25 protein-coding genes and 1 tRNA gene are annotated in these 26,970 nt (G+C 63.9%); 14 read left to right on the plus strand and 12 right to left on the minus strand.

All coding sequences use genetic code 11. The features are described 5' to 3' along the window. Nucleotides 1-1,167, minus strand: coding sequence for an extracellular catalytic domain type 1 short-chain-length polyhydroxyalkanoate depolymerase (locus ABIB66_RS07345; protein WP_354205860.1), 1,167 nt, complete (start codon nucleotides 1,165-1,167; stop codon nucleotides 1-3). A 553-nt stretch (nucleotides 1,168-1,720) separates the two neighbouring features. Here ABIB66_RS07345 and ABIB66_RS07350 point away from each other — a divergent pair. Together ABIB66_RS07350 and ABIB66_RS07355 are read left to right on the plus strand one after the other, a co-directional pair. Continuing rightward, complete coding sequence (locus tag ABIB66_RS07350; protein ID WP_354205858.1) at nucleotides 1,721-2,956, plus strand: LLM class flavin-dependent oxidoreductase; 1,236 nt, start codon at nucleotides 1,721-1,723, stop codon at nucleotides 2,954-2,956. A gap of 63 nt (nucleotides 2,957-3,019) precedes the next feature. Further along, nucleotides 3,020-4,396: a cytochrome P450 gene (locus tag ABIB66_RS07355; RefSeq protein ID WP_354205856.1), complete on the plus strand. Its 1,377-nt coding sequence runs from the start codon at nucleotides 3,020-3,022 to the stop codon at nucleotides 4,394-4,396. A 117-nt stretch (nucleotides 4,397-4,513) separates the two neighbouring features. Here ABIB66_RS07355 and ABIB66_RS07360 read toward each other — a convergent pair whose 3' ends face one another. Next, a complete protein-coding gene (locus ABIB66_RS07360) occupies nucleotides 4,514-5,353 on the minus strand; it encodes an SDR family NAD(P)-dependent oxidoreductase (RefSeq protein WP_354205854.1) in 840 nt (279 codons plus the stop codon). 195 nt (nucleotides 5,354-5,548) lie between these two features. Here ABIB66_RS07360 and ABIB66_RS07365 point away from each other — a divergent pair, with 195 nt between their 5' ends. The 9 genes from ABIB66_RS07365 (at nucleotide 5,549) to ABIB66_RS07405 (ending at nucleotide 17,199) form a co-directional block, all read left to right on the plus strand. Beyond that, the gene (locus ABIB66_RS07365; RefSeq protein ID WP_275168660.1) at nucleotides 5,549-6,514 is read left to right on the plus strand and encodes a sensor histidine kinase; all 966 of its coding nucleotides are present in this window, start codon (nucleotides 5,549-5,551) and stop codon (nucleotides 6,512-6,514) included. A 208-nt stretch (nucleotides 6,515-6,722) separates the two neighbouring features. Next, a complete protein-coding gene (locus tag ABIB66_RS07370) occupies nucleotides 6,723-8,459 on the plus strand; it encodes a putative bifunctional diguanylate cyclase/phosphodiesterase (protein ID WP_354254634.1) in 1,737 nt (578 codons plus the stop codon). Nucleotides 8,460-8,679: 220 nt separating this feature from the next. Then, the gene (locus ABIB66_RS07375) at nucleotides 8,680-9,864 is read left to right on the plus strand and encodes a substrate-binding domain-containing protein (protein ID WP_354205851.1); all 1,185 of its coding nucleotides are present in this window, start codon (nucleotides 8,680-8,682) and stop codon (nucleotides 9,862-9,864) included. A gap of 164 nt (nucleotides 9,865-10,028) precedes the next feature. Continuing rightward, nucleotides 10,029-10,805, plus strand: coding sequence for an ABC transporter ATP-binding protein (locus ABIB66_RS07380; RefSeq protein ID WP_354254636.1), 777 nt, complete (start codon nucleotides 10,029-10,031; stop codon nucleotides 10,803-10,805). Further along, nucleotides 10,802-11,524 (plus strand): ABC transporter ATP-binding protein, encoded by a 723-nt coding sequence (locus ABIB66_RS07385; protein WP_275168666.1) that lies wholly within the window; start codon nucleotides 10,802-10,804, stop codon nucleotides 11,522-11,524. Before ABIB66_RS07380 ends, ABIB66_RS07385 begins: the two co-directional genes overlap by 4 nt. Then, complete coding sequence (locus ABIB66_RS07390; protein ID WP_027566072.1) at nucleotides 11,521-12,531, plus strand: branched-chain amino acid ABC transporter permease; 1,011 nt, start codon at nucleotides 11,521-11,523, stop codon at nucleotides 12,529-12,531. The genes ABIB66_RS07385 and ABIB66_RS07390 overlap by 4 nt, the downstream gene beginning before the upstream one ends. Then, complete coding sequence (locus ABIB66_RS07395) at nucleotides 12,528-13,613, plus strand: branched-chain amino acid ABC transporter permease (protein WP_354205847.1); 1,086 nt, start codon at nucleotides 12,528-12,530, stop codon at nucleotides 13,611-13,613. Before ABIB66_RS07390 ends, ABIB66_RS07395 begins: the two co-directional genes overlap by 4 nt. A gap of 136 nt (nucleotides 13,614-13,749) precedes the next feature. Further along, entirely contained in the window at nucleotides 13,750-16,860 is a 3,111-nt protein-coding gene (locus ABIB66_RS07400) for a bifunctional diguanylate cyclase/phosphodiesterase (RefSeq protein ID WP_354254638.1), read from the plus strand. Between the two features lie 262 nt (nucleotides 16,861-17,122). Next, nucleotides 17,123-17,199, plus strand: a tRNA-Arg gene (locus tag ABIB66_RS07405). Nucleotides 17,200-17,249: 50 nt separating this feature from the next. On the opposite strand, the gene ABIB66_RS07410 is transcribed toward ABIB66_RS07405, so the two are convergent. Next, entirely contained in the window at nucleotides 17,250-17,459 is a 210-nt protein-coding gene (locus ABIB66_RS07410; protein ID WP_275168672.1) for a hypothetical protein, read from the minus strand. A gap of 122 nt (nucleotides 17,460-17,581) precedes the next feature. Between ABIB66_RS07410 and dinB the strand changes: the two genes are divergently transcribed. Next, nucleotides 17,582-18,682: a DNA polymerase IV gene (gene dinB, locus ABIB66_RS07415; protein ID WP_354254640.1), complete on the plus strand. Its 1,101-nt coding sequence runs from the start codon at nucleotides 17,582-17,584 to the stop codon at nucleotides 18,680-18,682. A gap of 112 nt (nucleotides 18,683-18,794) precedes the next feature. Here dinB and ABIB66_RS07420 read toward each other — a convergent pair whose 3' ends face one another. Both ABIB66_RS07420 and ABIB66_RS07425 read right to left on the minus strand, forming a co-directional pair. Beyond that, the gene (locus ABIB66_RS07420; protein WP_007598221.1) at nucleotides 18,795-19,088 is read right to left on the minus strand and encodes a hypothetical protein; all 294 of its coding nucleotides are present in this window, start codon (nucleotides 19,086-19,088) and stop codon (nucleotides 18,795-18,797) included. 213 nt (nucleotides 19,089-19,301) lie between these two features. Continuing rightward, nucleotides 19,302-19,988, minus strand: a complete 687-nt coding sequence (locus tag ABIB66_RS07425; protein ID WP_354254642.1) for a DNA-3-methyladenine glycosylase I — start codon at nucleotides 19,986-19,988, stop codon at nucleotides 19,302-19,304. Between the two features lie 219 nt (nucleotides 19,989-20,207). On the opposite strand from ABIB66_RS07425, the gene ABIB66_RS07430 reads away from it, so the two are divergent. Beyond that, the gene (locus ABIB66_RS07430) at nucleotides 20,208-21,035 is read left to right on the plus strand and encodes a metallophosphoesterase family protein (RefSeq protein ID WP_354205820.1); all 828 of its coding nucleotides are present in this window, start codon (nucleotides 20,208-20,210) and stop codon (nucleotides 21,033-21,035) included. Here the strand turns inward: ABIB66_RS07430 and ABIB66_RS07435 are convergent. From ABIB66_RS07435 to ABIB66_RS07455, 5 genes are all read right to left on the minus strand, one after another. Then, on the minus strand, nucleotides 20,974-21,459 hold the full coding sequence (locus tag ABIB66_RS07435; protein ID WP_354205818.1) for a Crp/Fnr family transcriptional regulator: 486 nt from the start codon (nucleotides 21,457-21,459) through the stop codon (nucleotides 20,974-20,976). The genes ABIB66_RS07430 and ABIB66_RS07435 overlap by 62 nt on opposite strands. A 58-nt stretch (nucleotides 21,460-21,517) precedes the next feature. Beyond that, nucleotides 21,518-22,063 (minus strand): GNAT family N-acetyltransferase, encoded by a 546-nt coding sequence (locus tag ABIB66_RS07440; RefSeq protein WP_354205816.1) that lies wholly within the window; start codon nucleotides 22,061-22,063, stop codon nucleotides 21,518-21,520. Nucleotides 22,064-22,184: 121 nt separating this feature from the next. Then, the gene (locus tag ABIB66_RS07445) at nucleotides 22,185-22,925 is read right to left on the minus strand and encodes a di-trans,poly-cis-decaprenylcistransferase (protein WP_354064492.1); all 741 of its coding nucleotides are present in this window, start codon (nucleotides 22,923-22,925) and stop codon (nucleotides 22,185-22,187) included. A 32-nt stretch (nucleotides 22,926-22,957) separates the two neighbouring features. Further along, on the minus strand, nucleotides 22,958-23,332 hold the full coding sequence (locus tag ABIB66_RS07450) for a transcriptional regulator (RefSeq protein ID WP_354064490.1): 375 nt from the start codon (nucleotides 23,330-23,332) through the stop codon (nucleotides 22,958-22,960). Beyond that, nucleotides 23,319-23,936 carry a hypothetical protein gene (locus ABIB66_RS07455; protein WP_354064488.1) on the minus strand — a complete coding sequence of 206 codons (618 nt, stop codon included), beginning with the start codon at nucleotides 23,934-23,936 and terminating at the stop codon, nucleotides 23,319-23,321. Before ABIB66_RS07455 ends, ABIB66_RS07450 begins: the two co-directional genes overlap by 14 nt. Before the next feature lie 201 nt (nucleotides 23,937-24,137). Between ABIB66_RS07455 and ABIB66_RS07460 the strand changes: the two genes are divergently transcribed. Further along, the gene (locus ABIB66_RS07460) at nucleotides 24,138-25,382 is read left to right on the plus strand and encodes a S1C family serine protease (RefSeq protein WP_354254644.1); all 1,245 of its coding nucleotides are present in this window, start codon (nucleotides 24,138-24,140) and stop codon (nucleotides 25,380-25,382) included. 72 nt (nucleotides 25,383-25,454) lie between these two features. Here the strand turns inward: ABIB66_RS07460 and ABIB66_RS07465 are convergent, their stop codons facing one another. Together ABIB66_RS07465 and ABIB66_RS07470 are read right to left on the minus strand one after the other, a co-directional pair. Beyond that, nucleotides 25,455-25,733 (minus strand): DUF3551 domain-containing protein, encoded by a 279-nt coding sequence (locus tag ABIB66_RS07465; RefSeq protein WP_275168685.1) that lies wholly within the window; start codon nucleotides 25,731-25,733, stop codon nucleotides 25,455-25,457. Between the two features lie 166 nt (nucleotides 25,734-25,899). Next, nucleotides 25,900-26,874 (minus strand): Bug family tripartite tricarboxylate transporter substrate binding protein, encoded by a 975-nt coding sequence (locus ABIB66_RS07470; RefSeq protein ID WP_027514642.1) that lies wholly within the window; start codon nucleotides 26,872-26,874, stop codon nucleotides 25,900-25,902. Between the last annotated feature and the right edge of the window lie 96 nt (nucleotides 26,875-26,970).

The following is a 26,970-nucleotide window of genomic DNA, read 5'->3' on the forward strand; positions in this document are numbered from 1 at the left end:
TTACTTCATCAATCCCGCGGCCGTGAGCGCGCGCGTGATGATCTGGCCGAGATCGAAGCCGCGGGTCTCCTCGCGCTTCGGCTCGGCCGGCTGTTCGGCGACCGCGGCGCGGATCGAGCGTGCGAGATGCGGCGCGGACGAGCGGGCCGGCGTCGGCTTTGGCTCGACCTTCTTCGCCGCGTCCGGAATCCAGCCGGTGAGGCCGAAGAATTTTGCGATGTGATAGGACGAGGAGATGCCGGCCTCGATCAGGAACGCGCCTTCCACGCCATAGCGCTGGTCGTTGTCGGCCAGGCCGAGCGGCGTGCCGTGGGCCATGTCGGTGATGGCGTAGGACTCGACGAGCGTCTCGCCGTCCTTGTTCCACCAGGCCTGGCGCGGATAGCCGTCGATGTCGGTTTCCGCCATCGGCGCCTCGGGCAGATCGTGCAGGTCGAGCCATTGCTTGACGATCTCGTTGGCATTGCCGGGATTGACTGTGCGATCGGCGCTGCCGTGCCACACCGAGATCCGCGGCCAGGGCCCGCGATGAGTCGAGGCCCGACGCACCAGATCGCCAAGTTCGCGCGCCGGCCGCTCCGGGGAATGAAACATGCCGTCGAGCGCCTCGCGCAGATTGGTCGCGATGCCGTAGGGCAGTCCAGCGATGACCGCGCCGGCCGCGAAGATTTCAGGGTAGGTCGCGAGCATCACCGACGTCATGCCGCCGCCCGCCGACAAGCCAGTGATGAAGATACGCCGGGGATCGACGCGATGCGTTTCGATCATGTGCGCGATCATCTCGCGAATCGAACACGCCTCGCCGCTGTCCCGTGCCGTGTCTTCCGGATTGAACCAGTTGAAGCAGGTGTTGCTGTTGTTGATGCGCTGCTGCTCGGGCATCAGCAGCGCGAAGCCGTAGTGCTCGGCGAGCGTCGACCATCCGGCGCCGAGGTCGTAGCTTGCCGCGGTCTGGCCGCAGCCGTGCAGCACGACGACGAGCGCGCGCGGCTTCTGCAGTTGCGGCGGCACGAACGCGAACAGGCGCAGATTGCCGGGATTGTCGCCGAAGCCCGTGACCTCTTGCAACGGACTGGACGCATCGGCGCTCCGGCCAAACTCGGCGAAGCGCAATCCGTCCAGCTTTGGCAGACGTCTCAAGAGATCGACATTTCTGGTTAACGACACGGCAGCTCCTGGCAGGCGACGTTCAACGTCCACCCAAACCAAATAGTTGCTGCAGCGCAAAATAAAAAGACCGTGTGCTGTCGATGACGCGCTAAATCGCGAGAAAAGCTGCAGAAATCCGCACGTATTCACCGCAATGCCTCAACTTCGTGCAGATGAACGGCGCATCCACGCCGGGAATGCGGCGCAGATCATGATTAACGTTAGGAACCGCGCGAGCGAGACGAGCATTCCTGCGCGCGCCGATTGCACCGCTTCGACGGCAAAGTCAGGGCGAAGCCGGAGCAGGCCGGCCAGAAGGACGTTTTGGTGCCCGGATGTCGCTCACAGCTCGCGCGATGAATCGATCTGCTTTGTGACGGTTTGATGCATCGGCACGCGAACGCGCGATGACCTGCGAGCACGAATCGCGAGGCCTTACGTCTTCCACGAGAGAGCGCTCCATCGCATGGCTGCATTCCACCGCGCGGGACATCGCGTGATTGCGCTCGCTGCGTTCAGCACGTAGCTTCGCGCCACAAACAAACAAAAAATGTAAGCTGGAGAGAATGCCATGGCGCGCCTGAAGTTCGGAGCCTTCCTTGCCCCGCATCATCCGATCGGGGAGCATCCGATGCTCCAGTTCCGGCGCGACCTCGATCTGGTCGAGCAGCTCGATGCGCTCGGCTATGACGAGTTCTGGTGCGGCGAGCATCATTCCTCCGGCTGGGAGATGATCGCCTCGCCGGAGATGTTCCTGGCTGCGGCCGGCGAGCGCACCAAGCGGATCAAGCTCGGCACCGGCGTGGTGTCGCTGCCCTATCATCATCCCTACAACGTCGCGCAGCGCATGGTGCAGCTCGACCACATGACCGGCGGCCGCGCCATCTTCGGCTCCGGCCCCGGCGCGCTCGCCTCCGACGCGCATACGCTCGGCATCGATCCGATGACGCAGCGCGATCGCCAGGACGAGGCGATCGGCGTGATCCGCCGTCTCTTCGACGGCGAGCGCGTCACCGCGAAGAGCGACTGGTTCACCATGAACGACGCCGCGTTGCAGCTCCTGCCGTTGCAGGAAGAGATGCCGTTCGTGGTGGCCTCGCAGATCTCGCCCTCCGGCATGACGCTCGCCGGCAAATACGGCATCGGCATCATCTCGCTGGGTTCGATGACGACGCAGGGGCTGATGTCGCTGCAGCAGCAATGGCAGTTCGCCGAGGACGCGGCGAAAAAGCACGGCACCAAAGTCGATCGCGCAAACTGGCGCGTGCTGCTGACCTGGCACATCGCCGAGACCCGCGAGCAGGCCCGCCGCGAGGCCGGCGCCGGTCTGATGCGCTGGCACAACGAATATAATGTCGGCACGCTGCAACGGCCGGGCCTGACGGCGTTCGCCTCGCCGGACGAGGCCGTGGACAAGACCGCTTTCGTCGACGGTGCGGCCTCCGTCATCGGCACGCCCGACGACCTCGTCAAGATGATCAAGAACGTGATGCAGGTGTCCGGCGGCGTCGGCGCCGTCATCGGCTTCGTGCACGACTGGGCCAATCCGGAAAACACGCGGCGGAGCTGGGACCTTGTCGCGCGCTACGTCGTGCCCGAGATCAACGGCTACATCGACGGCTTGCGCAAGTCGCAAAAATTCGTGATCGAGAACCGAGCGATCTTCGAACGCGCGGGCCAAGCCGTGATGGCCAAGATCATGGAAAACGAGAAGGCCGCCGAGGCGCTGAAGGTGACCGGCGCCGGCCGCGTCGCGATTCCGGCCGTCAACGCCCCGGATTTGCAGAAGGAAGCGGCGAAGCGGTAGCGCGGAGTCATCGTCACCGGATTGTGCTATGTTGGCCGGGTCCAGCCAACCGGAGCAATCGACATGTCGATGCAGAATGTGGCCGCCCCTGTGCTCGGCTTCACTCCGCCCAAGCGCAACGAGCTGACACATATCCCCGGCGACGAAGGCTGGCCGATCATCCGCAAGACCTTCCAGGTGCTCGCCGACCCCAAGGGGCACATCGAGGCGAACGGCGCCAAATACGGCCTGATCTATCGCACGCACTTCTTCGGCGAGACCAATGTCGTGCTGCTCGGCCCCGAGGCCAACGAGCTCGTGCTGTTCGACCAGCAAAAGCTGTTCTCCTCGACCCATGGCTGGAACAAGGTGCTCGGCCTGCTGTTTCCGCGCGGATTGATGCTGCTGGATTTCGAGGAGCACCGGCTGCACCGCAAAGCGCTATCGGTCGCGTTCAAGTCCGGCCCGATGAAATCGTATCTGAGCGATCTCGACCGCGGCATCGGCGCCCGCGTCGCGCAGTGGAAGGCCAAGCCCGGCGAGATGCAGCTTTATCCGGCGATGAAGCAGCTCACGCTCGATCTCGCCGCCGCGTCCTTTCTCGGCGCCGACATCGGCCCGGAGGTCGACGAGATCAACCGCGCCTTCGTCGACATGGTCGCCGCCGCCGTCGCCCCGATCCGCCGACCGCTGCCCGGCACGCAGATGGCGGCCGGCGTCAGGGGACGCAAGCGCATCGTCACTTATTTCCGCGAGCAGATTCCGCTGCGACGCGGCAATCACGGCGGCGATGACCTGTTCTCGCAGCTCTGCCGTGCAACCCACGAGGACGGCGCGCTGCTCTCGGAACAGGACATCATCGACCACATGAGCTTCCTGATGATGGCGGCGCACGACACGTTGACCTCGTCGCTGACGTCGTTCATCGGCGAGCTCGCGGCAAATCCCGACTGGCAGGACAAGCTTCGCGCGGAGGTCATGGCGCTGGGGCTCGCCCCTAATGCGCCGAGCAGCTTCGACGATCTCGAAAAGATGCCGCTGTCGGAGATGGCGTTCAAGGAAGCGCTGCGGATCAAGCCGCCGGTGCCCTCGATGCCGCGCCGCGCCATGCGCGATTTCACCTTCAAGGGCTTTTCGATTCCGGCCGGCACCGCGATCGGCGTCAATCCGCTCTATACGCACCACATGAAGGAGATCTGGCCGGAGCCGAATCGATTCGATCCGCTGCGCTTCACCGAGGAGGCCCAGCGCAACCGTCACCGCTTCGCCTGGGTGCCGTTCGGCGGGGGCGCGCATATGTGCCTCGGCCTGCACTTCGCCTACATGCAAGCCAAATGCTTCGCGCGGCACTTCTTGCAGAACATCGAGGTATCGCTGGAGCCCGGCTACAAGCCGGACTGGCAGATGTGGCCGATCCCGAAACCGCGCGATGGATTGCGGGTGCGGGTGAAGGCGGTGTGAGCATCGCTCTCGTAGGGTGGGTTAGCCGAAGGCGTAACCCACCTCTCGGTGTCCGCAGTGACAGAAGTGGTGGGTTACGCTTCGCTAACCCACCTACGGCTTCGTCGCCCGTGGCGCCTACGCCCTCTGATCGAACGCCTTGCGCAGAGCCACGTAGCCCTGCTGCTGCTGGCTCCAGTTGCGGCCGCCGGTCATCGCGCCGTCGATGACGAGGTCATGGCCGTTGATGAAGCTGGACTCGTCGCTGGCCAGGAACACGGCGGCATGGGCGATGTCGTCGGGAAGGCCCGCGCGCGGGATCGGCTGCGCAGTCTTGTAAACCTCGCGCATCACCGCCGGCGTCTTCTCCGCCGCGTCGGTCGAAAGCCCGAGCGCCTTGCCGAAAATGCCGGTCGCGATGGCGCCAGGCGAGATCGAGTTGACGCGGACGTTGGATTCGCCGAGCTCCATCGCCACGCATTTGGTGAGATGAATCACCGCCGCCTTGGCCGCACCATAGACCATCGAGGACGAGAAGCCGGCGAGACGGCCGGCGATGCTGCCATTGTTGATGATGCTGCCAAAGCCCTGCTTCTTCATGTGGGGCGCGGCGTGCTTCATGCCGAGCATGACGCTGCGCAGCAGGGTCGCCATCGCCGCGTCGAAGCGCTCGACCTCGAGGCCTTCGATGCCGCCGGTCTGCGCCGGACCGCCGGCATTGTTGAACAGGCAGTCGATGCGGCCGAATTTGTCCACCGCGAGCGCGATCAGCGCCTGCATCTGCGCTTCGACCGTCACATCCGTCTGGCGGAAGACGCAATTCGGCCCGAGCTGCTTCGCCAGCGCCTCGCCTTCCGGTATGCGCCGGCCCGCGATCACAATTTTGGCACCTTCGGCAACGAAGACTTCAGCAGTCCGCAACCCGATCCCGCTCGTCGCGCCCGTGATCACCGCGACCTTGCCATCCAGCCTGCCCATGGAATGTCCCTGTTTTCGAACCCCTTGACGCCAAATGGCGGACACCAATCGACGACTGCGCCGCGACGGTCGGCGCCGCAGCAGGCATTATTCCTGCCGACTTCCGACAAGGCAAGCTTTGCTTGGGGCCGGCGACATGCGTAACATTCCTGGCGACCGCTCGATTGTCGAACGCATATCGCGACCGGACTGCGCATGGGGAAGCTGATCGACGAATTCCGCAAGGGCTGGCACGGCGCAGCACCGCCGTCGCTCGGCCTGAGCCTTGCGTTTGCGGTCGCCTGCCTGCTGGTTGCGACGCTGGCGCGCTGGGCTCTCGCCCATGTGCGGCCCGACGTCTATTTCACGCCGTATTTCCCGGCCGTGTTCTTTGCGGCCGCGTTCGGCGGCTTCCGCATCGGCATCATCACGGCGCTGGTCGGCGGCGTGCTCGGCGTCGTCGTGAATTTCGGCGATGCCTTTGCCGATAACGCGCGATTCGCCCTGCTGGCGCTGTATTGGACGGTCTGCGCGCTCACCATCTGGGGCGTCGAGCACTATCGCTCGCTCCTCGTCGAGCAGCGCCGGATTTCCAGGCGCCTGATCGAGGAAGAAGACTACCGCAAGCTGCTGGTCGACGAGCTCCAGCACCGGCTGAAGAACAAGCTGTCGACGGTGCATGCTGTGCTGCATCAGGTGCTGCACGATCAGCCGCAAATCTGGGCCCGGATCGATCCGCGGCTGCGGTCGCTTGCCGCGACCGACGATTTGATCTCGCGGATCGACAAGGCCGGCTGCGACATTCGCGACCTCCTGATCTCCGAGCTCGGCCCTTATGGCCATGTCCGCTTCACGCTCAACGGCGAACGGCTGTTCCTGCCGCCGAAGCTTGCGGTCACGCTGTCGCTAATGTTTCACGAGCTCGCCACCAACGCAGGCAAATATGGCGCGTTCTCCGCGCCGCGCGGGTTGTTGCAGGTGTCATGGACCGTCAGCGACGACCGTCTGACCGTGACCTGGGATGAAACCGAGGGCCCGAGCGTCGACAAGGTCTCCGAGCCAGGTTTCGGCACCAAGCTGTTGAAGTCGGCGCTGTCGGCCTTCGACGGCAAGACGGAGGTCTCCTATCTCAGGACCGGACTCCATTGCACCATGCAATGCCGTATCCCCAAGGACGGTTAGACACGGCGCAAACGAAACCCGTTCGCGCGCGTCGTTCGCGGTTTCGCCGAGCGCGTTGACGCCCTGTTAATGACGATGGGCTGCGCGCGTCGCATCGCCGCAAAACACCACCGTAATTCTCCGGACCCCTTAACCAAACTTAAGAGGGAACCGCGCAAGATCGCGGCCATTGCAAAGTCGCGCTGAAACAACAAGATTCATGACTTCTATGAACGACAACAAATATTCCGGCGCGAGTGAAGCCGAACTCGGATTCCTCAAGGAAATCGTTAGAATGCTGCCTGCCGGCTTGACCGTGCAGGACGCGCAGGGCGAACTTCTCCTGGTCAACGATGTCGCGGCCGCCCAGCTCGGCATGGACGGCAGCCGCCCCTCGCGCGATCTCGCATCGCGCCTGGAAGCCTGCCGGCAGGCCCTGAGCTCCGGCCAGGCGGTCGTCGCCGAGGAAGCGCTCCACGACGGAGCCGCACGCCAGGTGCTGCTGACCACTCATCGTCCGATCCGCCTCGACGGACGCGAGCTGCTGATCTCGGCCTCCTCCGACATCACTGAGCAGAAGAATTTCGAGGACCAGCTGTTCCGCTCGGCCTATTTCGACGAGCTGACCGGCCTGCCCTCGCGGCGCGTTATCGAACATCGCGCCACCAGCCTGCTCGCGCAGGGTCGCGTCGGCGAGCGCTTTGCGCTCGCCTTTCTCGACGTCGACAATTTCAAGCACATCAACGACTATTACGGCCACGCGGTGGGAGATGCGCTGCTGGTCGAGCTGTCGAAGCGGCTTGGACGCGGCTTGCGCGATTCGGACATGCTGTCGCGCATCTCCGGCGACGAATTCCTGCTGCTGCTGTCGCCGATCCAGAGCCAGGAGGAAGTCGCCGAATTTATGCAATCGACGCTGGAGCGGCTGACGGCGCCGTTCTTCATCGACAATTCGGAAGTGTTCGCCTCAACCCCCGTCGGCATCAGCCTCTACCCCGATCACGGAAGTAGCTTCGAGACACTGCGTCAGAACGCCGACATCGCGATGTACCGCATCAAGAATGACGGCAAGGGATCGGCGGCCTTCTTCGACTCCAGCATGGAGCGCGAGGCGCTGGCGCGAATGAAGATCGAGCAGTCGCTGCGGCTCGCCATCCTCGAGAAACGCTTCTGCTGCGCCTTCCAGTCCAAGGTCGACATCCGCACGCAGGACGTGAAGGGGATCGAGGCTCTGGTACGGCTGCGCGACGACGAGGGCGTGATCCAGGCGCCGGGCTCGTTCATCAATCTTGCCACCGAACTCGGATTGATCGACGAGCTGACTCATCTCGTGCTCGCCGAGATCGTCAAGTCGATCGACCTGATCAACGAGACGTTCGGTGCGGAAGCGACCATCAGCATCAACGTCGCGGCCAAGCAGGCCGGCAACCCCGAATTCATGCGCAGCTTCGCCCAGGCGCTCGACGACACCGGCTTTCCGCAGCGCTTCATGATCGAGGTGACGGAAGACGCCTTCGTCGCCAAGAATCATTTCCAGGCCGAGATCCTGCCGATGTTCCGCAAGCTCGGCGTCGCCATCTCGATCGACGATTTCGGCACCGGCTATTCCTCGCTCTCGGCGCTGGCCGACATCACCGCGGACGAGATCAAGATCGACCGGTCCTTCATCACCGATATCCATAAGCGCCCACGCAACCAGGGCATCCTGCGCGCGATCGAATCCCTGAGCGAAGCGCTCGGCATGACCGTGATTGCCGAAGGCATCGAATCCTACGAGGAGCTCGCCTACCTCCAGGCTGCGACCAAAATCCGGTACGCGCAGGGCTATTATTTCTCACGGCCGATCTTCCTGGAGGAGCTGAAGCTCGCAACGCCCATCTCCAGCGAAGCACGCGCCGGCGTCACAAACCGCTCGACCCAACAGAACCGGCAGGGCTATTCCCGGGCGAACGGATACAGGCGGTAAGCCCCGGCCTTGATCGTTGATTTCCAAAGCTTGAGCAGCCCGTTCCACGGGTGAGGTCAACAATTGCATCTGCCGATTTCCTCGGCAGAAGCGATCCGGCGCGGCCGGGCGGGACAATGTCACACATGCCCTTCGCGTGGTCCCGCCGGAAGGTGGAATTGCAATGTCTGCACGGTTGTGCAAATCGCTATGGCCAAAGAATTTACCAGGAGGGACCATCGTGCGCCGCTCGCTCATCTTAACAACAACCATCCTCGCCCTCGCCGCGGGCACGTCCGCACAGGCCGACGATCTCAAGGTCGCGCTGATCTATGGCAAGACCGGCCCGCTCGAGGCCTATGCCAAGCAGACCGAGACCGGCCTGCAGATGGGTTTTGAATACGCCACCAAGGGCACCATGACGCTCGACGGGCGCAAGATCGTCGTCATCACCAAGGACGACCAGGGCAAGCCGGATCTATCCAAGGCCGCGCTCGCGGAAGCCTATCAGGACGACAAGGCCGACATCGCGATCGGCACGACCTCGTCGGCCGCGGCGCTCGCGATCCTGCCCGTCGCCGAGGAAAACAAGAAGATCCTGATCGTCGAGCCCGCGGTCGCGGATCAGATTACCGGCGAGAAGTGGAATCGCTACATCTTCCGCACCGCGCGCAACTCGTCGCAGGATGCGATCTCGAACGCGGTCGCGATCGGCAAGCAGGGCGTCACCGTCGCGACGCTGGCGCAGGACTACGCCTTCGGCCGCGACGGCGTAGCCGCCTTCAAAGAGGCGCTCGGCAAGACCGGCGCGACGCTCGCCGCCGAAGAATATGCCCCGACTTCGACCACGGACTTCACGGCGGTCGGCCAGCGCCTGTTCGACGCGCTGAAGGACAAGCCGGGCCGCAAGGTGATCTGGGTGATCTGGGCCGGCGCCGGCAATCCGCTGGCAAAACTCCAGGACATGGATCCGAAGCGCTACGGCATCGAACTGTCCACCGGCGGCAACATCCTGCCGGCGCTCGCCGCCTACAAGGGCCTGCCCGGCATGGAAGGCGCGACCTATTATTTCTACGAGATCCCGAAGAACCCGGTGAATGACTGGTTCGTCGCCGAGCACCAGAAGCGCTTCAATGCACCGCCGGACTTCTTCACCGCGGGCGGTTTCGCCGCCGCGATGTCCGTCGTCGCCGCGGTCACCAAGGCGAAATCGACCGACACCGAGAAGCTGATCAGCGCCATGGAAGGCCTGGAGTTCGACACGCCGAAGGGCAAGATGATGTTCCGCAAGGAAGACCATCAGGCGCTCCAGAGCATGTATCACTTCAAGGTCAAGGTCGATCCGAATGTCGCCTGGGCCGTGCTCGAGCCGGTGCGCGAGCTGAAGATCGAGGACATGAACGTTCCGATCAAGAACAAGCGGTAGGTGCTTCTTCACCTCTCCCGCTTGCGGGAGAGGCCGGGAGAGGGCTCTGTCCTCTTGGGGGCTCTCGATTGCGGAGACACCCTCTCCCCACCCCTCTCCCGCAAGCGGGAGAGGGAGCGCGGCGCGATCGCGGAAATATTCCTCTCTCACCATTTGCTAGACCGATGACGCTGACCCTTGAAACCCGCGACCTCACTATCCGCTTCGGCGGCCATGTCGCGGTCAACAGCGTCACCTGCAGTTTCCGGCCGGGCGAGCTCACCGCCATCGTTGGGCCGAACGGCGCCGGCAAGACCACTTATTTCAACTTGATCTCCGGTCAGCTCCGCGCATCGAGCGGCAGCATCCTGTTCGACAGCACCGACATCACCCAGCATTCCGCGCCGATGCGGACGCGTGCCGGCGTGGGGCGCGCCTTCCAGCTCACCAATCTCTTTCCCAATCTCTCGGTGGAGGAAAACGTCCGCCTCGCCGTGCAGGCCGCCGACGGCACTCACTACGACATGCTGCGGCCATGGATGGTCCGCCGCGATCTGATCGCCCGCGCCGATGCTATTCTGGATCAGGTCGCGCTTGGCGGCCGCCGTGGCGTCGCCGCGACCGCACTGTCGCATGGCGATCAGCGCAAGCTCGAGGTCGCGCTGATGATGGCGCTCGAACCGAAGGTGTTCATGTTCGACGAGCCGACCGCAGGCATGAGCATCGACGAGGTGCCGGTCGTGCTGAACCTGATCGCGCAGCTTAAGCAGGACAAGAGCAGGATCATTCTCCTGGTCGAGCACAAGATGGATGTGGTGCGATCGCTCGCCGACCGCATCATCGTGCTGCATAACGGGCAGCTTGTTGCGGACGGCAGGCCTGCCGAAGTGATCGCGTCACCGATCGTGCAGGAGGCCTATCTCGGTGTCGCGCCCAAGAATGTTGCAGGGAGCGCCGCGTGACCGATCTATTGAGGCTCTCCGGGGTGCACACCCATATCGGCCGCTATCACATCCTCCAGGGTATCGATCTCGCTGTCGCGCAGGGGCAGACCACGATGCTGCTCGGCCGCAATGGCGCCGGCAAGACCACGACACTGCGCACCATCATGGGCCTCTGGAAGGCCTCTTCCGGCGAGATCAGTCTCGCCGGCGAGCGCATCGAGAGCCGTGCGACGCCCGACATCGCGCGGCTCGGCGTCGGCTACGTGCCGGAGAGCATGGCGGTGTTCTCCGACCTCACGGTGAAGGAAAATCTCGTGCTGGCGGCGCGCGACGGACCGCTCGACGACGCCCAGCTCGACTGGATTTTCGGCTTCTTCCCCGCGCTGCGCCGGTTCTGGCTGTCCCGCGCGGGAAGTCTCTCGGGCGGACAGAAGCAGATGTTGTCGATTGCCCGTGCCATCGTCGAACCGCGCAAGCTCCTGCTGATCGACGAGCCGACCAAGGGCCTGGCTCCGGCAATCGTGATGGCGTTGATCGAGTGCCTGAAGGAGATCAAGCGCAAGGGCGCCACCATCCTGATGGTCGAGCAGAATTTCTTTGCCGCCCGCGAGCTCGGCGACGACGTGCTGGTGATGGACAACGGCACCATCGTTCATCGCGGCGAGATGGCGGCCTTGGCCTCCGACGTGCCGCTGCAGGAGCGACTGCTCGGTCTGAGCCTGGAGACGCATCAATGACCGAGCTCGCCGCAACCGATCCGCTGCCGAAGCCGAAGCGCGACATCGCGCCGATCCTGCTGCCGATCGCCGTCGCCCTCGTGATGATCCCGCTGATCGGCTCACCCAGCACTTGGCTGACGCTGACGGCCGCGAGCCTCGCGATGGGCATGATGATCTTCATCATGGCCTCGGGGCTCACGCTCGTGTTCGGCCTGATGGACGTGCTCAATTTCGGCCATGGCGCCTTCATCGCGGTCGGGGCCTATGTCGCGACCCTGGTGCTGGCGCCGTTCGCGGCCTCCCTCCAGGCTGATTCGCTGTGGATCAACCTCGCGGTGCTGGCGCCGGCGGCCTTGCTGTCGATGGCAGTGTCCGGCGCGCTCGGCCTGATCGTCGAGCGGGTGCTGATCCTGCCCGTCTACGGCCAGCATCTGAAACAGATCCTGATGACGACGGGCGGCCTGATCGTCGCCGAGCAGACGCTCTATGCGGTGTGGGGGCCACAGATCATCCCGACACCGCTGCCGACGTCGCTGCGCGGCTCCTTCATCCTCGGCGACGTCGCGATCGCGAAATACCGCGTGCTGGCGACGCTGATCGGCCTCGCCGTCTTCATCGCGATCCAGCTCGTGCTCAACCGGACCAAGCTTGGCCTTCTGATCCGTGCCGGCGTCGAGAACCGCGAGATGGTCGAGGCGCTCGGCTATCGCATCCGCCGTCTGTTCCTCGGCGTGTTCATGACGGGATCGGCGCTGGCCGGCCTCGGCGGCGTGATGTGGGCGCTGTATCGCGAGCAGGTCCACGCCTCCATGAGCGACGACCTCACCGTCCTGATCTTCATCGTCGTCATCATCGGCGGCCTCGGCTCGATCGGCGGCTGCTTCATCGGCGCGATCCTGGTGGCGATGATTGCCAATTACGGCGGCTTCCTGGTGCCGAAGCTCGCCCTCGTCTCCAATATCCTGCTGATGGTCGCCATTCTGATGTGGCGGCCGCGCGGCCTCTATGCGGTGACCAGCCGATGATGATCCTGTCAGGCGATCCGCCGCGCAGCCGCGTGCTCGCGCTCGTTCTCGTCGTCATCATCCTGGCGCTGGTGGCGACGCCGTTCCTGTTTCCCGGGGCGAAGGCACTGAACGTTGCGGCCAAGATTTGCGTCTTCGCCGCGCTCGTCGCCTCCTACGATTTGCTGCTCGGCTATACCGGCTCGGTGTCGTTCGCACACACCATGTTCTACGGGATCGGCAGCTACGCGATCGCGATCGCGCTGTACGGGATGGGCCCGAATTGGGGCGCGGTTGCAACCGGCATCGTGGTCGGCCTGCCGCTTGCCGCGCTGCTTGCGCTTGCGATCGGACTGTTCTCGCTGCGGGTGGCCGCGATCTTCTTTGCCATGATCACGCTCGCGGTCGCATCCGCCTTCCAGGTGCTGGCCTCGCAGCTGTCCTGGCTGACCGGCGGCGAAGACGGACGCAGCTTTCAGCTGCCCGAGCTGCTCAGGCCCGGCACGGTGCTGATCTCGAAGAACGTGCTCGGATTCGAGGTCAACGGCCGCATCCTGACCTATTATCTGGTGTTCGCCGTCTCGACCCTGATGATCCTCGCTTTGCTGCGGGTGGTGAACTCGCCGTTCGGGCGCGTGCTGCAGGCGATCCGCGAAAACCGCTTCCGCGCCGAGGCGCTCGGCTTCCGCACCGTCTTCCACCTGACCTACGCCAACTGCATCGCCGCACTGGTCGCCGCCGGCGCCGGCATTCTCAATGCATTGTGGCTGCGCTATGCCGGCCCCGATACCTCGCTCAGCTTCTCGATCATGCTGGACATTCTGCTGATGGTCGTGATCGGCGGCATGGGCACGATCTACGGCGCAATCATCGGGGCAAGCATCTTCATCCTCGCCCAGAACTATCTGCAGTCGCTGATGGGCGTCGCCTCCAAGGCGGCGTCGGAAGCCGGCCTGCCGCTGCTGCCGGGACTGTTGCATCCCGACCGCTGGCTGCTGTGGCTCGGGCTGCTCTTCATCGCCAGCGTCTACTTCTTTCCGACCGGCGTGGTCGGACGGCTGCGCAGTCTCGGCGGCGACAAGAGTGCGGGCAGCTCGCATTAACGCGCGATTCATGATGCAGCGCAGCGGCTCGCTGAACACGATTGCGATCACGCAACGAGATTAACGCTCAGGTAACTGGCTTTCCTAAGCTTTACGCCATTTGTGTGGTGTATCCCTGTCCCTCCAGGGAGGGGGAATGCGCCAGGTCTTTGCAGGGATTGCAGCCGGAATGTTCCTAGCCGCGAAGCACGGCTGGGAGGCGGCCATTCGGCGCGGACCGGTGCTGTGGCTCACCCTGTGCGGCGTGTTGCTGGTCGCCGGGATCTTCGCCGTGACCGCCATGGCCGTCGGCGAATTTCGCGAACGTACCATGGTCAACCGCGAGCGCGAGCTGGAAAATACGGTGCAGCTGATCGCGCGGCACTTCGATCAGCAATTCGAAGACTCCGACGTCGTCGCTGCCGATGTGATCGGGCAGATGAATCTGCCGGAGATCAGTTCGGCCGCGATGTTCCGCGAGCGCATGTCCGGACCCGCGACGAACCAGATGCTGCGCAGCAAGATCGGCCCGGTGTCTTACCTCGGCGACATCGCGATCTACGATGCCGACGGCGAACTGATCAACTGGTCGCGGGCCCAGCCGCTGCCCAAGATCAACATCTCCTCGCGCGCCTACTTTCAGACCTTCAAATCGAATCCGATGGCCGAACCGGTGGCGCTGGAATCGGTCCGCAGCTTCATCATCGGAAAATGGACCACGATTGTCGCGCGTCGGCTGAGCGGCGCGGACGGCAGCTTCTTCGGCACGATGGTCCGCCGGATCGATCCGGACAGCTACCAGAACTATTTCGCGTCCGTTGCGCTTGCAGAGGGCACGGCGATCTCGCTGTTCGACCGCAATGGCAAGATGCTGTCGCGCTACCCGCATGTCGAAGAGCTGATCGGCAGGGACTTCAAGGACGCGCCGCTGATGCGCAAGATGCTTGCCGAAGGTGGCCGGCACACCCTGCGCGTCAAGGGCCCGATCGACGGCGACGAGCGCCTCGGCTCCGGGGCCTCGCTGTCGCATTTCCCGCTGGTCATCGTCGCGACCAACACCACGAGAGCCGCGCTGGCCGACTGGCGGCAGCAGACCGGCTTCATGGTCACCACCGCCGCGCTTTCGGCCACGGTGATTGCGCTGATCCTGTTTCTGATCGTTCGCCAGATCAACCGGCAGAATCGCGAGGCGCAGCAACGGCTGGAGGCGGAGCGCGGGCGGCTCGACACCGCCTTGAACAACATGTCGCAAGGGTTGATCCTGTACGATGCCGCCGGATTCATCGTCACCTGCAACCGCCGCTACGCCGACATGTTCGGCCTCTCTCACGATGTCATCAAGCCCGGCTGTCACATCCGCGAGGCGATGTATCATCGCAGGGAGCGCGGCGCGTTCGACGGCGATGTCGAGGCATTTTGCGCCGACGTCATGAGGATCGTCGCCGAGGGCACGGTCTCCACGAGAACCCATCAATTGCCGAGTGGCCGCGCTTTCCAGGTCATCAACACCCCGCTCGCGCAGGGCGGATGGGTGGCCACGATCGAAGACATCACCGAGCGCCGCAAGCTGGAGCAGGAACGCGACCGCAATTACATGTTCCTGCGCGAGATTATCGACCACATCCCGTCGCAGATCACGGTGAAGGATGCTCACACGCGGCGATATCTGTTGGTCAACCGGACCGCCGAAGAGCAATTCGGCCAATCAGGCGAAAACATCGTTGGCAAGACCCCCTTCGACATATACCCGGATGCCTCCGCCAAAATCGTCACCGACGACGATAGCAAGGCGCTGAAGGCGGGAGGGGGCTTGTTCAAGGACGAGCATGCCTGGCAGAGCCAGGCCAAGGGGCTGCGCTACATCACCTCGACCCGGATCGGAATCCGCGACGAATCCGGCGAGCCGCGCTACCTCATCAATGTGGTCGAGGATGTCACCGAACGGCGGCGCGCTGACGAGAAGATTGCGCATATGGCGCATTACGATGCGCTCACCGACCTGCCGAACCGGGCGCTGTTCCGCGAGCAGATCGAGCGTGAACTGGAGAAGGTCGGCGGCGGCAGTCAGTTCGCGCTGCTCTATGTCGACGTCGACGAGTTCAAGGGCATCAACGATTCGCTCGGTCATCACGTCGGCGACGAGCTGTTGAAGGGCATTGCGGCGCGCATCCGCGGCTGCCTTGGACAGGGCGACTTGATCGCGCGGCTCGGCGGCGACGAATTCGCGGTGATCCAGACCGGGATCAGTTCATCCGCCGACGTGGTATCATTCGTGACGCGGATCTTCGAGGCGATCCGCCGGCCCTATCACTGCTTCGGCCATCAGCTCTCCACCGATGCCAGCATCGGCATCGCGATGGCGCCGCAGGACGGCACCGATCTCGACCAGCTCATCAAGAATGCCGATCTCGCGATGTACGGCGCCAAGGCGGAAGGACGCCGCACTCACCGCTTCTTCGAACCGGAGATGGATGCGAGCGCCAAGGCGCGCCTGAGCCTGGAGCAGGATCTGCGCCAGGCGCTGGTGAACGGCGGTTTCGAGATCCACTATCAGCCGCTGGTCGACCTGCGCACCAACGATGTCACGGGCTGCGAGGCGCTGCTGCGCTGGCGGCATCCCGAGCGCGGTATGGTGTCGCCGGCAGAGTTCATCCCGATTGCCGAGGACACCGGCTTGATCAACGAGCTCGGCGACTGGGTGCTGCGCATGGCCTGCAACGAGGCCGCGACCTGGCCGGCGCATGTGCGCGTCGCGGTCAACGTCTCGCCGGTGCAGCTCAAATGCGAGACGCTGGCGCTGCGGATCGCCGGCGCGCTCGCGGATTCCGGACTTGCTCCGTGCCGGCTCGAACTCGAGATCACCGAGGCCGTGCTGATCCGCGACGACGAGGCGGCGCTCTCGATCCTGCACCAGCTCCGCGCGATCGGCGTGCGCATCGCGCTCGACGATTTCGGCACCGGTTACTCCTCGCTCAGCTATCTCAAGCGCTTTCCGTTCGACAAGATCAAGATCGACCGCTGCTTCGTCGCCGATATCGCCGAGGCGAGCGGCGCGCCCGTGATCGTGCAGGCGGTGGTGAACATCGCCGCCGCCAGCAACATGACCACGGTCGCGGAAGGCGTCGAGACCGAGGCGCAGCGCGAGATGCTGCGCGCGCTCGGCTGCACGGAGATGCAGGGTTATCTTTTCAGCAGACCGAAGCCGGCCAGCGAAGTGCGAAAGCTGTTCGGCCCAAACCATGCCTTGCCGGTGGCGGCGGTGGCCTGAGATGGGGAAGCCGGGGAAAACGTCAGCCAGACGGTCGACGTTGCGGATTCCTATGCCGTGCGGCTGACCGGCGTCGCCGCCTCCGAGGTGATCGGCACAATAAGCACTGGCAGGCCTTCTACGAGGCCAGGCGCCCTTGCCTCGCCGACCTCGGGCGGGACGGCGTGCCGGTTCCTGGCCGCGTCGCCCGCAAATCAGCCGAGCCGGAAACGGCGGAAGCGGTTGCCCGCCCCTCGCCAATCGGCTAAATGAACCTCGACTAGCACCCGTAGCTCAGCTGGATAGAGCGTTGCCCTCCGAAGGCAAAGGTCACACGTTCGAATCGTGTCGGGTGCGCCAGTCTCTTCCAATGCAAGCTGGAGTCATCGCCTGCTCCACCGAGCCGACCCTCACGTCAGCATCGAGATGATCGCCTGGACCTGGTCGGAAGCCGACGTGACCAGTCCGTCGTAAGACGTCTGACCGTGTGCGGCCGTCTTCAGGATGCATTCGGCTACGGCCGCTTTCAGGCCGAAGACCGATTGATCGGGCGGCACGCTCGCCATCACGGCCTCCAGCGCCTGACGCATCGTTCGAATGAGTTCGGAGCTGTATTGCATGGGCTGTCCTCCGCAGGCTCATATTAGAGCGCATGCCCATGCTTGCCACTCACAAGCTTGAGATTGCTCTGTGAATCACCCCTCACCTCGCACTTCACGCCGCTCGATTGTATCATCCTGCCATGAGCGAATCCGACACGGCGACCGGCGAAGCCTCGCCCGTCCGCAAGATCATCCATATCGACATGGATGCCTTCTACGCGTCCGTGGAACAACGCGATCATCCGGAGCTGCGCGGAAAGCCGGTCGCGGTCGGAGGCTCCGCAGAACGTGGCGTCGTCGCGGCCGCCAGCTATGAGGCCCGCGAGTTCGGCGTTCGCTCCGCCATGCCATCCGTGACGGCGAAGCGACAATGTCCCGATCTGGTCTTCGTCAAGCCGCGCTTCGAGGTCTACAAGGCGATCTCTAGGCAGATCCGCGACATCTTCGCGGAGCACACCCCGATCATCGAGCCGTTGTCGCTCGACGAGGCCTATCTCGACGTGACGGAGAATCTGCAAGGCATCCCGCTGGCGCGCGATATCGCACTTAGGATCCGCGAGAGGATCAAGGCCGAGACGGGCCTCAACGCTTCGGCCGGCATCTCCTACAACAAGTTCCTGGCCAAGCTCGCCTCCGACCATCGCAAGCCCAACGGTCAATTCGTGATCTCACCGGAGATGGGACCCGCCTTCGTCGAGACGCTTCCGGTCGGAAAATTCCACGGGATAGGCCCGGCCACGGGCGCGAAGATGAACGCGCTCGGCATGTTCACCGGTCTCGATATTCGTCGTCAGACGCTGGAGTTCATGAATGCGAATTTCGGCAAGTCGGGCGCCTATTACTACTGGATCGCGCGCGGTGTCGACGAACGGCCGGTCCGGGCCAACCGGGTCCGCAAGTCCATCGGCGCGGAGACCACGTTTTCAAACGATCTCACCGAATTCGACGCGCTGGTCGCCGAGCTCAAGCCGCTCGTCGACAAGGTGTGGCGCCACTGCGAGGCGACGGGCAGCCGTGGCCGCACCGTCACTTTGAAGATCAAATTCGCCGACTTCGAGATCATCACGCGCAGCAGGTCCGCCCCTTCACCGGTCGCAGGCCGGGACGATCTGGAGCGCCTGGCTTGCGGCCTGCTCGAAGTCGAGATGCCGCTGCCCAAGAGCGTCAGGCTGCTGGGGGTCTCGCTGTCTTCCCTCCAGGTCGGGGACGATGCGGAGCCGCAGCTGACTCTCGGCATCTGAACCGAACTGACGGGCTTTTGGCGAACGCCGACAGGCGCGCAGAGCGCGCTCGCCGTGAGTGTACGGTGGCGGGTTTTCAGACTCGCCACCGAAGGTCGATCCGACGGGCCGATCAATGCCTCACGTGCTCGAACACCACGATCACGCCGGTCGGCTCGGGCTCGTGCGCCATCAGGCGGGTCAGCTCGGAATCGCCCCAATCGGCGAGGCTGACGACTTCGCCGCTCTGGCGCTCCGTGCCGGGCGGTGCCGTGGGCTCGACGACCTTCAGCCCCGTCTCATCGACGAAGAAAGTGTGCTCGCCGAACATGCTGTTGAGCTGCGGCATGGCGGGATGCTCGTCGGGCAGCACCTGAGCGCCGAGCTGGTTGACGGTCTGCTTCACCTGTTCGGATGTGAGCTTCATGAGCTGCTCCGTTTCTGTCACGTCGGTTTCATTGAGCTGAGCCAGAGCGGGCGTTCCCTGCGCCGATGTTCGCCTGGCTCAATGTCCCGAACGGGTGCTGCGCACAAATGTTCCTGAGGAATGCATTTCGTGATCGCGCGTCGCGTCTGCCGCGCTTGCGGCACGAGATCGCCACAGGACGCACATGATTCGACATTCCAAGAGCCGAATTCGCTACTCGCTTCTGTTCTCGCCGACAGACAGCGCGCAGATGCGTGACAGATATGTGTAGGACAGCCCGGTCTCCTCGGCCCAGGCGTTGAACTGCGCCTGCACCTTGGCGAGATCGCCCTTCGACTTGACCTCTTCGCCAATGTCGAGACCGGCATCGCGCAGGCACGCCACGACGTCCCTGGACGTCACAAAGCCGTCCCAGCCGACGAACCGCAGCAGCATCTGGCCGGTATTCCCTCCTAACCGGCTGCCACGTTTGCTCAGGAGATCGAGCAGGCCGATCTGGTCGGACGGCGGCCATTTCGCCAAAAACCTGCCGAAGCTGCCGTGCTCTTTTGCGATCTCCTGGACGAAGGCGGCGTTGTCGCGCACTGACATGATCTTGGCACCGTTGCGCACGATGCGCGCGTCGCGCAGCAGGCCCTCCCAATAATCCTCCGGCTGAAAGGTGAGCTTGGCCGGCTGGAAACGCAGGAAGGCGTCTTCAAACCCGTCCCATTTCTTCTCGATCACGCTCCAGGCAAAGCCGGCGCAAAACACACGCTTCGTCATCTCTGCGAGGATGCGGTCGTCTCCACGTTTGGCGAGGCCCTTCAAGTCGGGCTTTTCGGGCATCAGCTTTTCGAGCGCCTTGGGCCCGCCCTTGCGTTTTTCGGCGCGAGCACGAATGGTCTTGAAGGAGGTCATTGGGAGACGAGCTGTTGGGGGCACGAGCTGTTGAGGATACGCTACGACATCAGAATTCGATGATCCGGTCCAGCCCGGCAACGCTTCGATGCTTGCACCCGCGGATGGGCCGCAGCATACTGCCCGCGTTGAATTGGCAAGAAATGCCACTGGTCCGCTTCTTGCGTTCAGATATTTTGCAATCCCGAACATTTTTGACGTCTCACCCGTGGATTTCCAATGCGCTGCCTGGTCGTGGCCGACCTGCACTATTCGCTGCCTCAGCTCGACTGGCTCGTCAGCGCCGCTCCGCAATTCGACCTCGTGATCTTCGCCGGCGATGCGCTCGACATTGGCTCGATGGTGGATTTTCGCGCGCAGATCGTGGTGGTGAAGAAATACCTCGCCCTGCTCGCCGCGAAGACAAGCGTGATCCTCTGCTCGGGCAATCACGATCTCGACGAGCGCAATGCGGAAGGCGAAAAGATCTCGCGCTGGATCTCGGAGGTGCGCGAGTTGGGCGTTGCCTGCGACGGTGACAGCCTCACCGTCGGCGACACGCTGTTCACGGTGTGCCCATGGTGGGATGGGCCGCTGGTCAAGCAGCGCCTCGTCGCGCAGCTCGCCGCCGCCGCGGCCGGCCGGCCGCAGCGCTGGATCTGGATCCATCATGCGCCGCCGGCGGATTCACCGACGAGCTGGGGCGGCAAGCGTTTTTTCGGCGACGTCGAGCTGGTGCAATGGATCATGCAGTACCAGCCCTCGATGGTGATCTCGGGCCATGTGCATCAGTCGCCGTTCATTACCGATGGCTCGTGGTTCGACCGGCTCGGCCAGACCTGGGTCTTCAACACCGGCCTGCAACCCGGCCGTCCGCCGACATATATCGTGCTGGACCTCGATGCGGACAGGGCGTTCTGGCTTGCGGCCGGTGAGGCGCAATCGATCGATCTTGGCGCGCCGCTGAAGCGGCCCGCCGCTCCGATCGAGGCGCCGCCCGACTGGCTCACATTCTTGGATCGGATTGCCGATCCGAGCCTGGCGAGACCTCGAGCGGCGGCAGGTTGATCATGCTCTGGAGCACCTCGCCGACCATGGCCAGATGCGTGCCGTGGCCGGCATATTGCTGCTTGAGATCGGCGAGATAGGTGTTGGCGACATTGAGCCGCTGCGCCAGCATCTTGGCGATCAGAAGCGCCACGCCCGCCTCCTGCTTGAGGAACGAGGCGGCATCCTCGAATTCGTAAACGATGGAGTCGGAGCAGGCCCGTACGGTCGCAGTGTGCGGCTGTCCCAGCAGCACCGACATTTCGCCCAGCACCGCACCGGGCTCGACCACGGTGGCGACCACCATCTCGCCCTTGAGCACTTCGAGCTTGCCCTGCATCAGCACATAAAGATGGCCGGTGGTGCCGCCCTCGGCGACGATAATCGTGCCGGCCACAACCTGCCGCTCTGTCCCACCGGTGCAATAATCCAGAACTGCGCGCATCCGACCAAAGCTCCCGCCGCAGGGAGATAGTAGGGCACGATCGGCGTCGCGCGCTTGCTCAAATTTGTGGCAAGCCCCGCAGCCGCGACAAACGCTTCGCCAGGTGGACCGACTGCCAGTCTCCCAGACCGGTATCCTCGAACCCCGCCTTCTTCGCAAGGCCGCGCATCTCGGCGTTCACGCGCGCGGTCTCTGCTGCAATCATCTCGTGACCGAGATCGCTCGCGTGCCTCTCCAAGGCCGTCATCATCCGGAGGCCGACGCCCTTGCGCTGAAAGCCATCGGCAACCGAGATGGCGAAATCACCATGCCGTGCAGCCGCATCGTAGGCGTATCTGGTTTCGCCGATGATCGTGCCTCGCCCTTCCTGCCTGATCTCGGCGAGCAGGGTGAACTGATCGGGATGGCTGGTCCTGGCGACGCATTCGGCCGCGACCACGGCAAAGTCCGCCCGCGCACCCATGAAACGCTTGTTGCGCGATGTCGTGGAGAGGCCCGTGAAATAGATCGAGAGGCTCTCGACATCGGACGCGCTGGCCGGCCTGATACGGACCGCGCCTCCTTCGACCGACTCGACAACGGCATCCAGCAATAACTGTGACATGCGCGAGGCTCTCGGCAGGTTGCATCGAATGCACACCTAACCGAGACCGCGCGCTGACCGCTTGGACATTGCCGCCAATCTTGCGGCCGAAAACGAACAGTTCGCTCCTCAGTGCCGGGCGTCACACGCGAGAGAGTGACGGCACCTCCTCCGGCACGATCGCCTGCAGGCCGCCGAAGCGGCGCTCGCGGCCGTGGAAGGAGGCCAGGGCCGCGGCGAGATCGCCCGCGTCGAATTCGGGCCACATCCGCTCGGTGAAGTGCAGCTCGGCATAGGCACCTTCCCAGAGCAGGAAGTCCGACAGCCGTTTCTCACCCGAGGTGCGGATGATGAGGTCGACGTCGCGCAAACCAGCTTCTCCGGTGACGAGCTGCGAGAACGCCTCGCGGGTGAGACTCGTCAGCGCCGCCGCCTTCGCGGCCGCGTTGAGGATGGCATCGCGCGCGGAATAATCGACGGCGATGCGCAGATGAAGCGTGCTGCCCTCCGCGGTGGCGCCTTCCGCTCGCGCGATCGCATTGGCAATGCCGTCGGGCAGGCGGTCGCGGCGGCCGATCACGGTGAGGCGCACGCCGTTCTTGACCAGGCTCTGCACCTCGTTGGCGAGATAGAAGCGCAGAAGCGTCATCAGCGCGCCGACCTCGGCCTTCGGCCTTCGCCAATTGTCAGTCGAGAAGGCGTAGAGCGTCAGCGTGCCGATGCCCTGCTTGGGCGCGGCTTCGACGATGCGGCGGATCGCCTCGACGCCGGCCTCGTGGCCGCGCACGCGCGACAGGCCGCGCCGCGTCGCCCATCTGCCGTTACCGTCCATGATGATGCCGACGTGAAGCTTCTCGTTGCGGGACGCAAGGTCACTTTGCATTGCAAAGTCTCCGGTCAAAAAAGGGAAGAGGATCAGGTCGAGACGATACCGAGACGGCCGAACGGCGCCGTCTCGCGGCCGGCGGCCTTGGCGGCGTCGCGCACCAGGCGTTCGAGCACGGCGAGATAATCGAGGAAGCGGCGGCGGCCGGCCTTGGTCAGGCGGCAGGTCGTGTGCGGGCGATTGCCCTCATAGCCCTTGGTCACCTCGACGAGGCCGGCTTCCTGGAGCACGGCGAGATGCCGGCTGAGATTGCCGTCGGTGAGGCCGCAGAGCTGCTTGAGATCGGCGAACGCCAGACCCTTCGGATGCGCCATCAGCGAGGTCAGAAGTCCGAGCCTCGCCTTTTCGTGGATCACGCGGTCCAGTCCTTCATAAGAGAAGGGTGCGCTGTCAGTCTTCGACATCATGGTCTCCGGATGCGAAATAAAGAATGCCTGCCATCACCGACTGCCCGATCAAGAAAGGCAGGCCCATGGTCCATGGCGACAGCGTGTGGGTTTGGCTCGCGAGCACGACCACCGCGAAGCCGGACATGAAGTACCAGGCGCCGGCGAGCGCAACGGTGCGTGGCAGCGAGCGGACGGAGGCGAAAATGCCGAGCGACACCAGGATCTGCCACAGGCCGGGCAGCAGCCACAGCGTTTCGCCCGCGAACTTCCACATCACCACTGCAAGCAGCACACCGGCAACGCCTGCGGGCAGGAACTGCTCGACTGCCTGGTGGATCATTGCATCGGCGAGGCCTGAATGATGGCGGCGCGAACGTGCGCGCATCTCGACGCCGATGATCAGGCCGGAGAGCGCGGCGGCTATGAACCACCCGAAGAAGAAACCGAGCGGCTCGCCGGTGGGATCATCGAGCAACCAGAATTGCAGGATCGCGGTGAGAAGCGCGACCGCGCCGGTCGCGGCCATCGTCGCCGGGCCGTAGCCGCGGAATGCCGTGCCGGCCGCAATCTGGCTGCGGATCGCCACGATGTCGGCCAGTGCCTTGTCGAGATCGCGCATTGGCAACGCCAAAACCTCGCTCCGCCCATGCTTGCCGGGAATATCGGCCCCGTTACTTTGTATTGCAAAGTATATCGGATCGCAAAGTAAAGGCAAGCCCGAACGTCGCCTCTCAACACTGGTCCCTCGCCGGACAACTGCCGGTTGCGCGTCACCTCCTGCCACAGATAAGATGCGCGCGAATGCGCTCTGGGGGAAAGTATGTGGCTTAAGTCATTCATCGTTGCGTCTTTATTGCAGCTTGGCGTCGTTACCGCAGCGCACGCGGCCGGGCCATTCGGCAGCGTAAAAATCGGCAACTGGGTCGGCGGCGCGTTCAGCAATGACGAAACGGGAGCCTTCTCGCATTGTGCCGCGACGGCGCCTTATGCCAACGGCGTCATCCTCGTCGTCGGCCAGAATTCTGGGGGCTCGTGGATATTGAGCTTTGCGAGTCCCAGCTACCGCTTCACCAAGGGCGAGAACGCCGCGATCGACGTCATCTTTGACGGACAGGAGCAGGCCAGACTGTTCGCCACGGCCAACCAGACGAACATGCTCAGCTCCGTCATGCCTGCCAACGTGGTACGAACGTTTCAGAAGGCGAGCCTGATGGTGGCGACGAGCGGCCGCACCGTCCTGAACTTCGACCTGACCTCAGCCGGGCCCGTGATCGCGGCGTTGGCCAATTGCGTCACCAAGGTCAAAGCCGACGGGCTGAGCAGGGCTGGAGACTTTACGAAGGTTGCGGCAAAGCCGCAGGCCGCGCCCGACAAACAGGCATCCCCGTCGGCGAGCAAGCCCGCCAGAGCCAAAAGCGGTACCGGCTTTGTCGTGAGTGCCAGCGGGCACGTCGTCACCAATAACCATGTGATCAATGGCTGCGTCGGCGACATCAAGGGCAATCTCACGGGTGAAGCCGGAATGGTGTTGCGCGTGGTGTCGAGCGACGCCAACAACGACCTCGCGTTGCTGCAGGCGCCGTCGACGACCACGTTCAAGGAGTTCGCCCGGATCCGCGACCGCTCGATCCGCTCCGGCGATTCCGTCGTCGCGATCGGCTTTCCCTTCCATGGGCTGCTGACTTCGGACTTCACCGTGACGACCGGCATCGTCAGCTCGCTCAGCGGCATGCGGAACGATTCGCGTTTCCTGCAAATCGGTGCGCCGGTGCAGCCCGGCAATAGCGGCGGCCCGCTGTTCGACACGACCGGGCAGATCGTCGGCGTCGTTACGGGAAAGCTGGACGGATTACGGGTCGCGGCCGCGACCGGCAACATCCCCGAGAACATCAATTTCGCGATCAAGACCGGCGCGCTGCGCGATTTCCTCGACAACTCCGTGGTGCCCTACCAGACTGCCGAGCCGAAGGGCGAGATCAAGACCACCGACATCGCGGGCAACGCGCGGCCCTATACGATGCTGATCTCGTGCAACGGGATCGAGCAGGCCGACGCGAAGCGGTAGCCGCAACGCAGGCCGGATGGAGCGGTTGGGCCTATACGAAGCGCTCTGTCCGGGCTGAAATCAGCCAGCTCGCTAGTACGGCGCGACGGGCCGCGGTCGCCGGTGCGGCCGCGGTTGCGCCGGCGAAACCTGGCTGTAGGCAAAGCGGGGATTGCGATCGCAGTACAGCAGTCGGCCGGACACGCTAGCCTGACATTGTTCATAGGTGCTGTAGGAGCATTCGCCCGGATAGTCATACTCACCGCCCTGGGCACACCAGGGATAGTCGCGCGCCGCTGCGGGCGTGACGGCGGAGAAGCCGGCAAGGAGTGTGGCGCCGAGGCCCAGCAGTGCCAATTGCGTCTTGCGCATGATCCCAACTCCTATCCTCACAGCGCGAGATACGCGCCATATAGCATCAGGTTTCGTCACGCCGTTTTATTCCAGATCGACGGCGTTGGCGTGCAAGAAACCTTGATACGCAAGAAAAAAGCCCTGCCGAACGGGCAGGGCTTCGATCACGGACATCACAAGATCGCTACTCGACCTTGAGGCCGGCGAACTCGACGACCTTCTTCCATTTCTCGGTCTCGGCCTTGATCTCCTCGCCGAACGCCTCGGGCGTCTGCGCCCGCGGCTCGCCGCCGAGTTCGACCAGGCGCTTGGCCATGTCCGGCTCCTTTATGAGCGTGTTGATCTCGCTGTTGAGCTTGGCGATGATCTCCTTGGGCGTGTTCTTCGGCGCCCCCATGCCGAACAGCGCGCTCGCCTCGTAGCCCTTCACCGTCTCGCCGATCGCCGGCACGTCGGGCAGCTGCGGCGAGCGCTCCGCCGTGGTGACGCCGATGGCGCGGAGCGCCCCGGACCGGATGTGCTGGATGATCGAGGGCATGTTGTCGAAGATCACCTGCACCTGGCCGCCGAGCATGTCGGTGATCGCGGGCGCGGCGCCGCGATAGGGCACGTGCTGCATCTTGCAGCCCGTCAGCGCCATGAACATCTCGCCGGACAGATGCACCGAGGTGCCGTTGCCGGAGGAGGCCATGTTGACCTTGCCGGGATTCGCCTTCACGTATTCGATGAATTCGGCGACGGTCTTGGCCGGCACGTCCTTGTTGACGGTCATCACGTTCGGCACGCGCTGGAACGAGGCGACCGGCGCGATGTCGCGCACGAAGTTGAACTTCAGATTGGTGTAGAGCGAGGCGTTGATGTAGTTGGCCGGATTGACCAGTTGCAGCGTGTAGCCGTCGGGCTCGGCGTTGACGACCGATTCGGTGGCGATATTGTTGCCGGCACCCGGCTTGTTCTCGATCACGAATTGCTGGCCGAACTTCTCCGACAGCCGCTGACCGATCAGCCGCGCCAGGATGTCGGTGGCCCCGCCCGGCGGATAACCGACCACCCATTTCACCGGGTGGGTCGGGTAGTCGGCGGCAAGCGCCTTCGACAGCGGGCTGGCTGCAAGCGGACTGGCGGCGAGCAGGCTCAGCGCGGTACGGCGAGTGATCATCTCAAGGGTTCTCCCAAGTGTTGTTCTTGAAGCCAGATAGCTTGAAAATGGCGTCGGCGCGCTTGTAACAAAGCTTGCCGCAGGCGGAAAGTGCAC

Source organism: Bradyrhizobium sp. F1.13.3 (genome assembly GCF_040548265.1).
Taxonomy (GTDB): Bacteria; Pseudomonadota; Alphaproteobacteria; order Rhizobiales; family Xanthobacteraceae; genus Bradyrhizobium.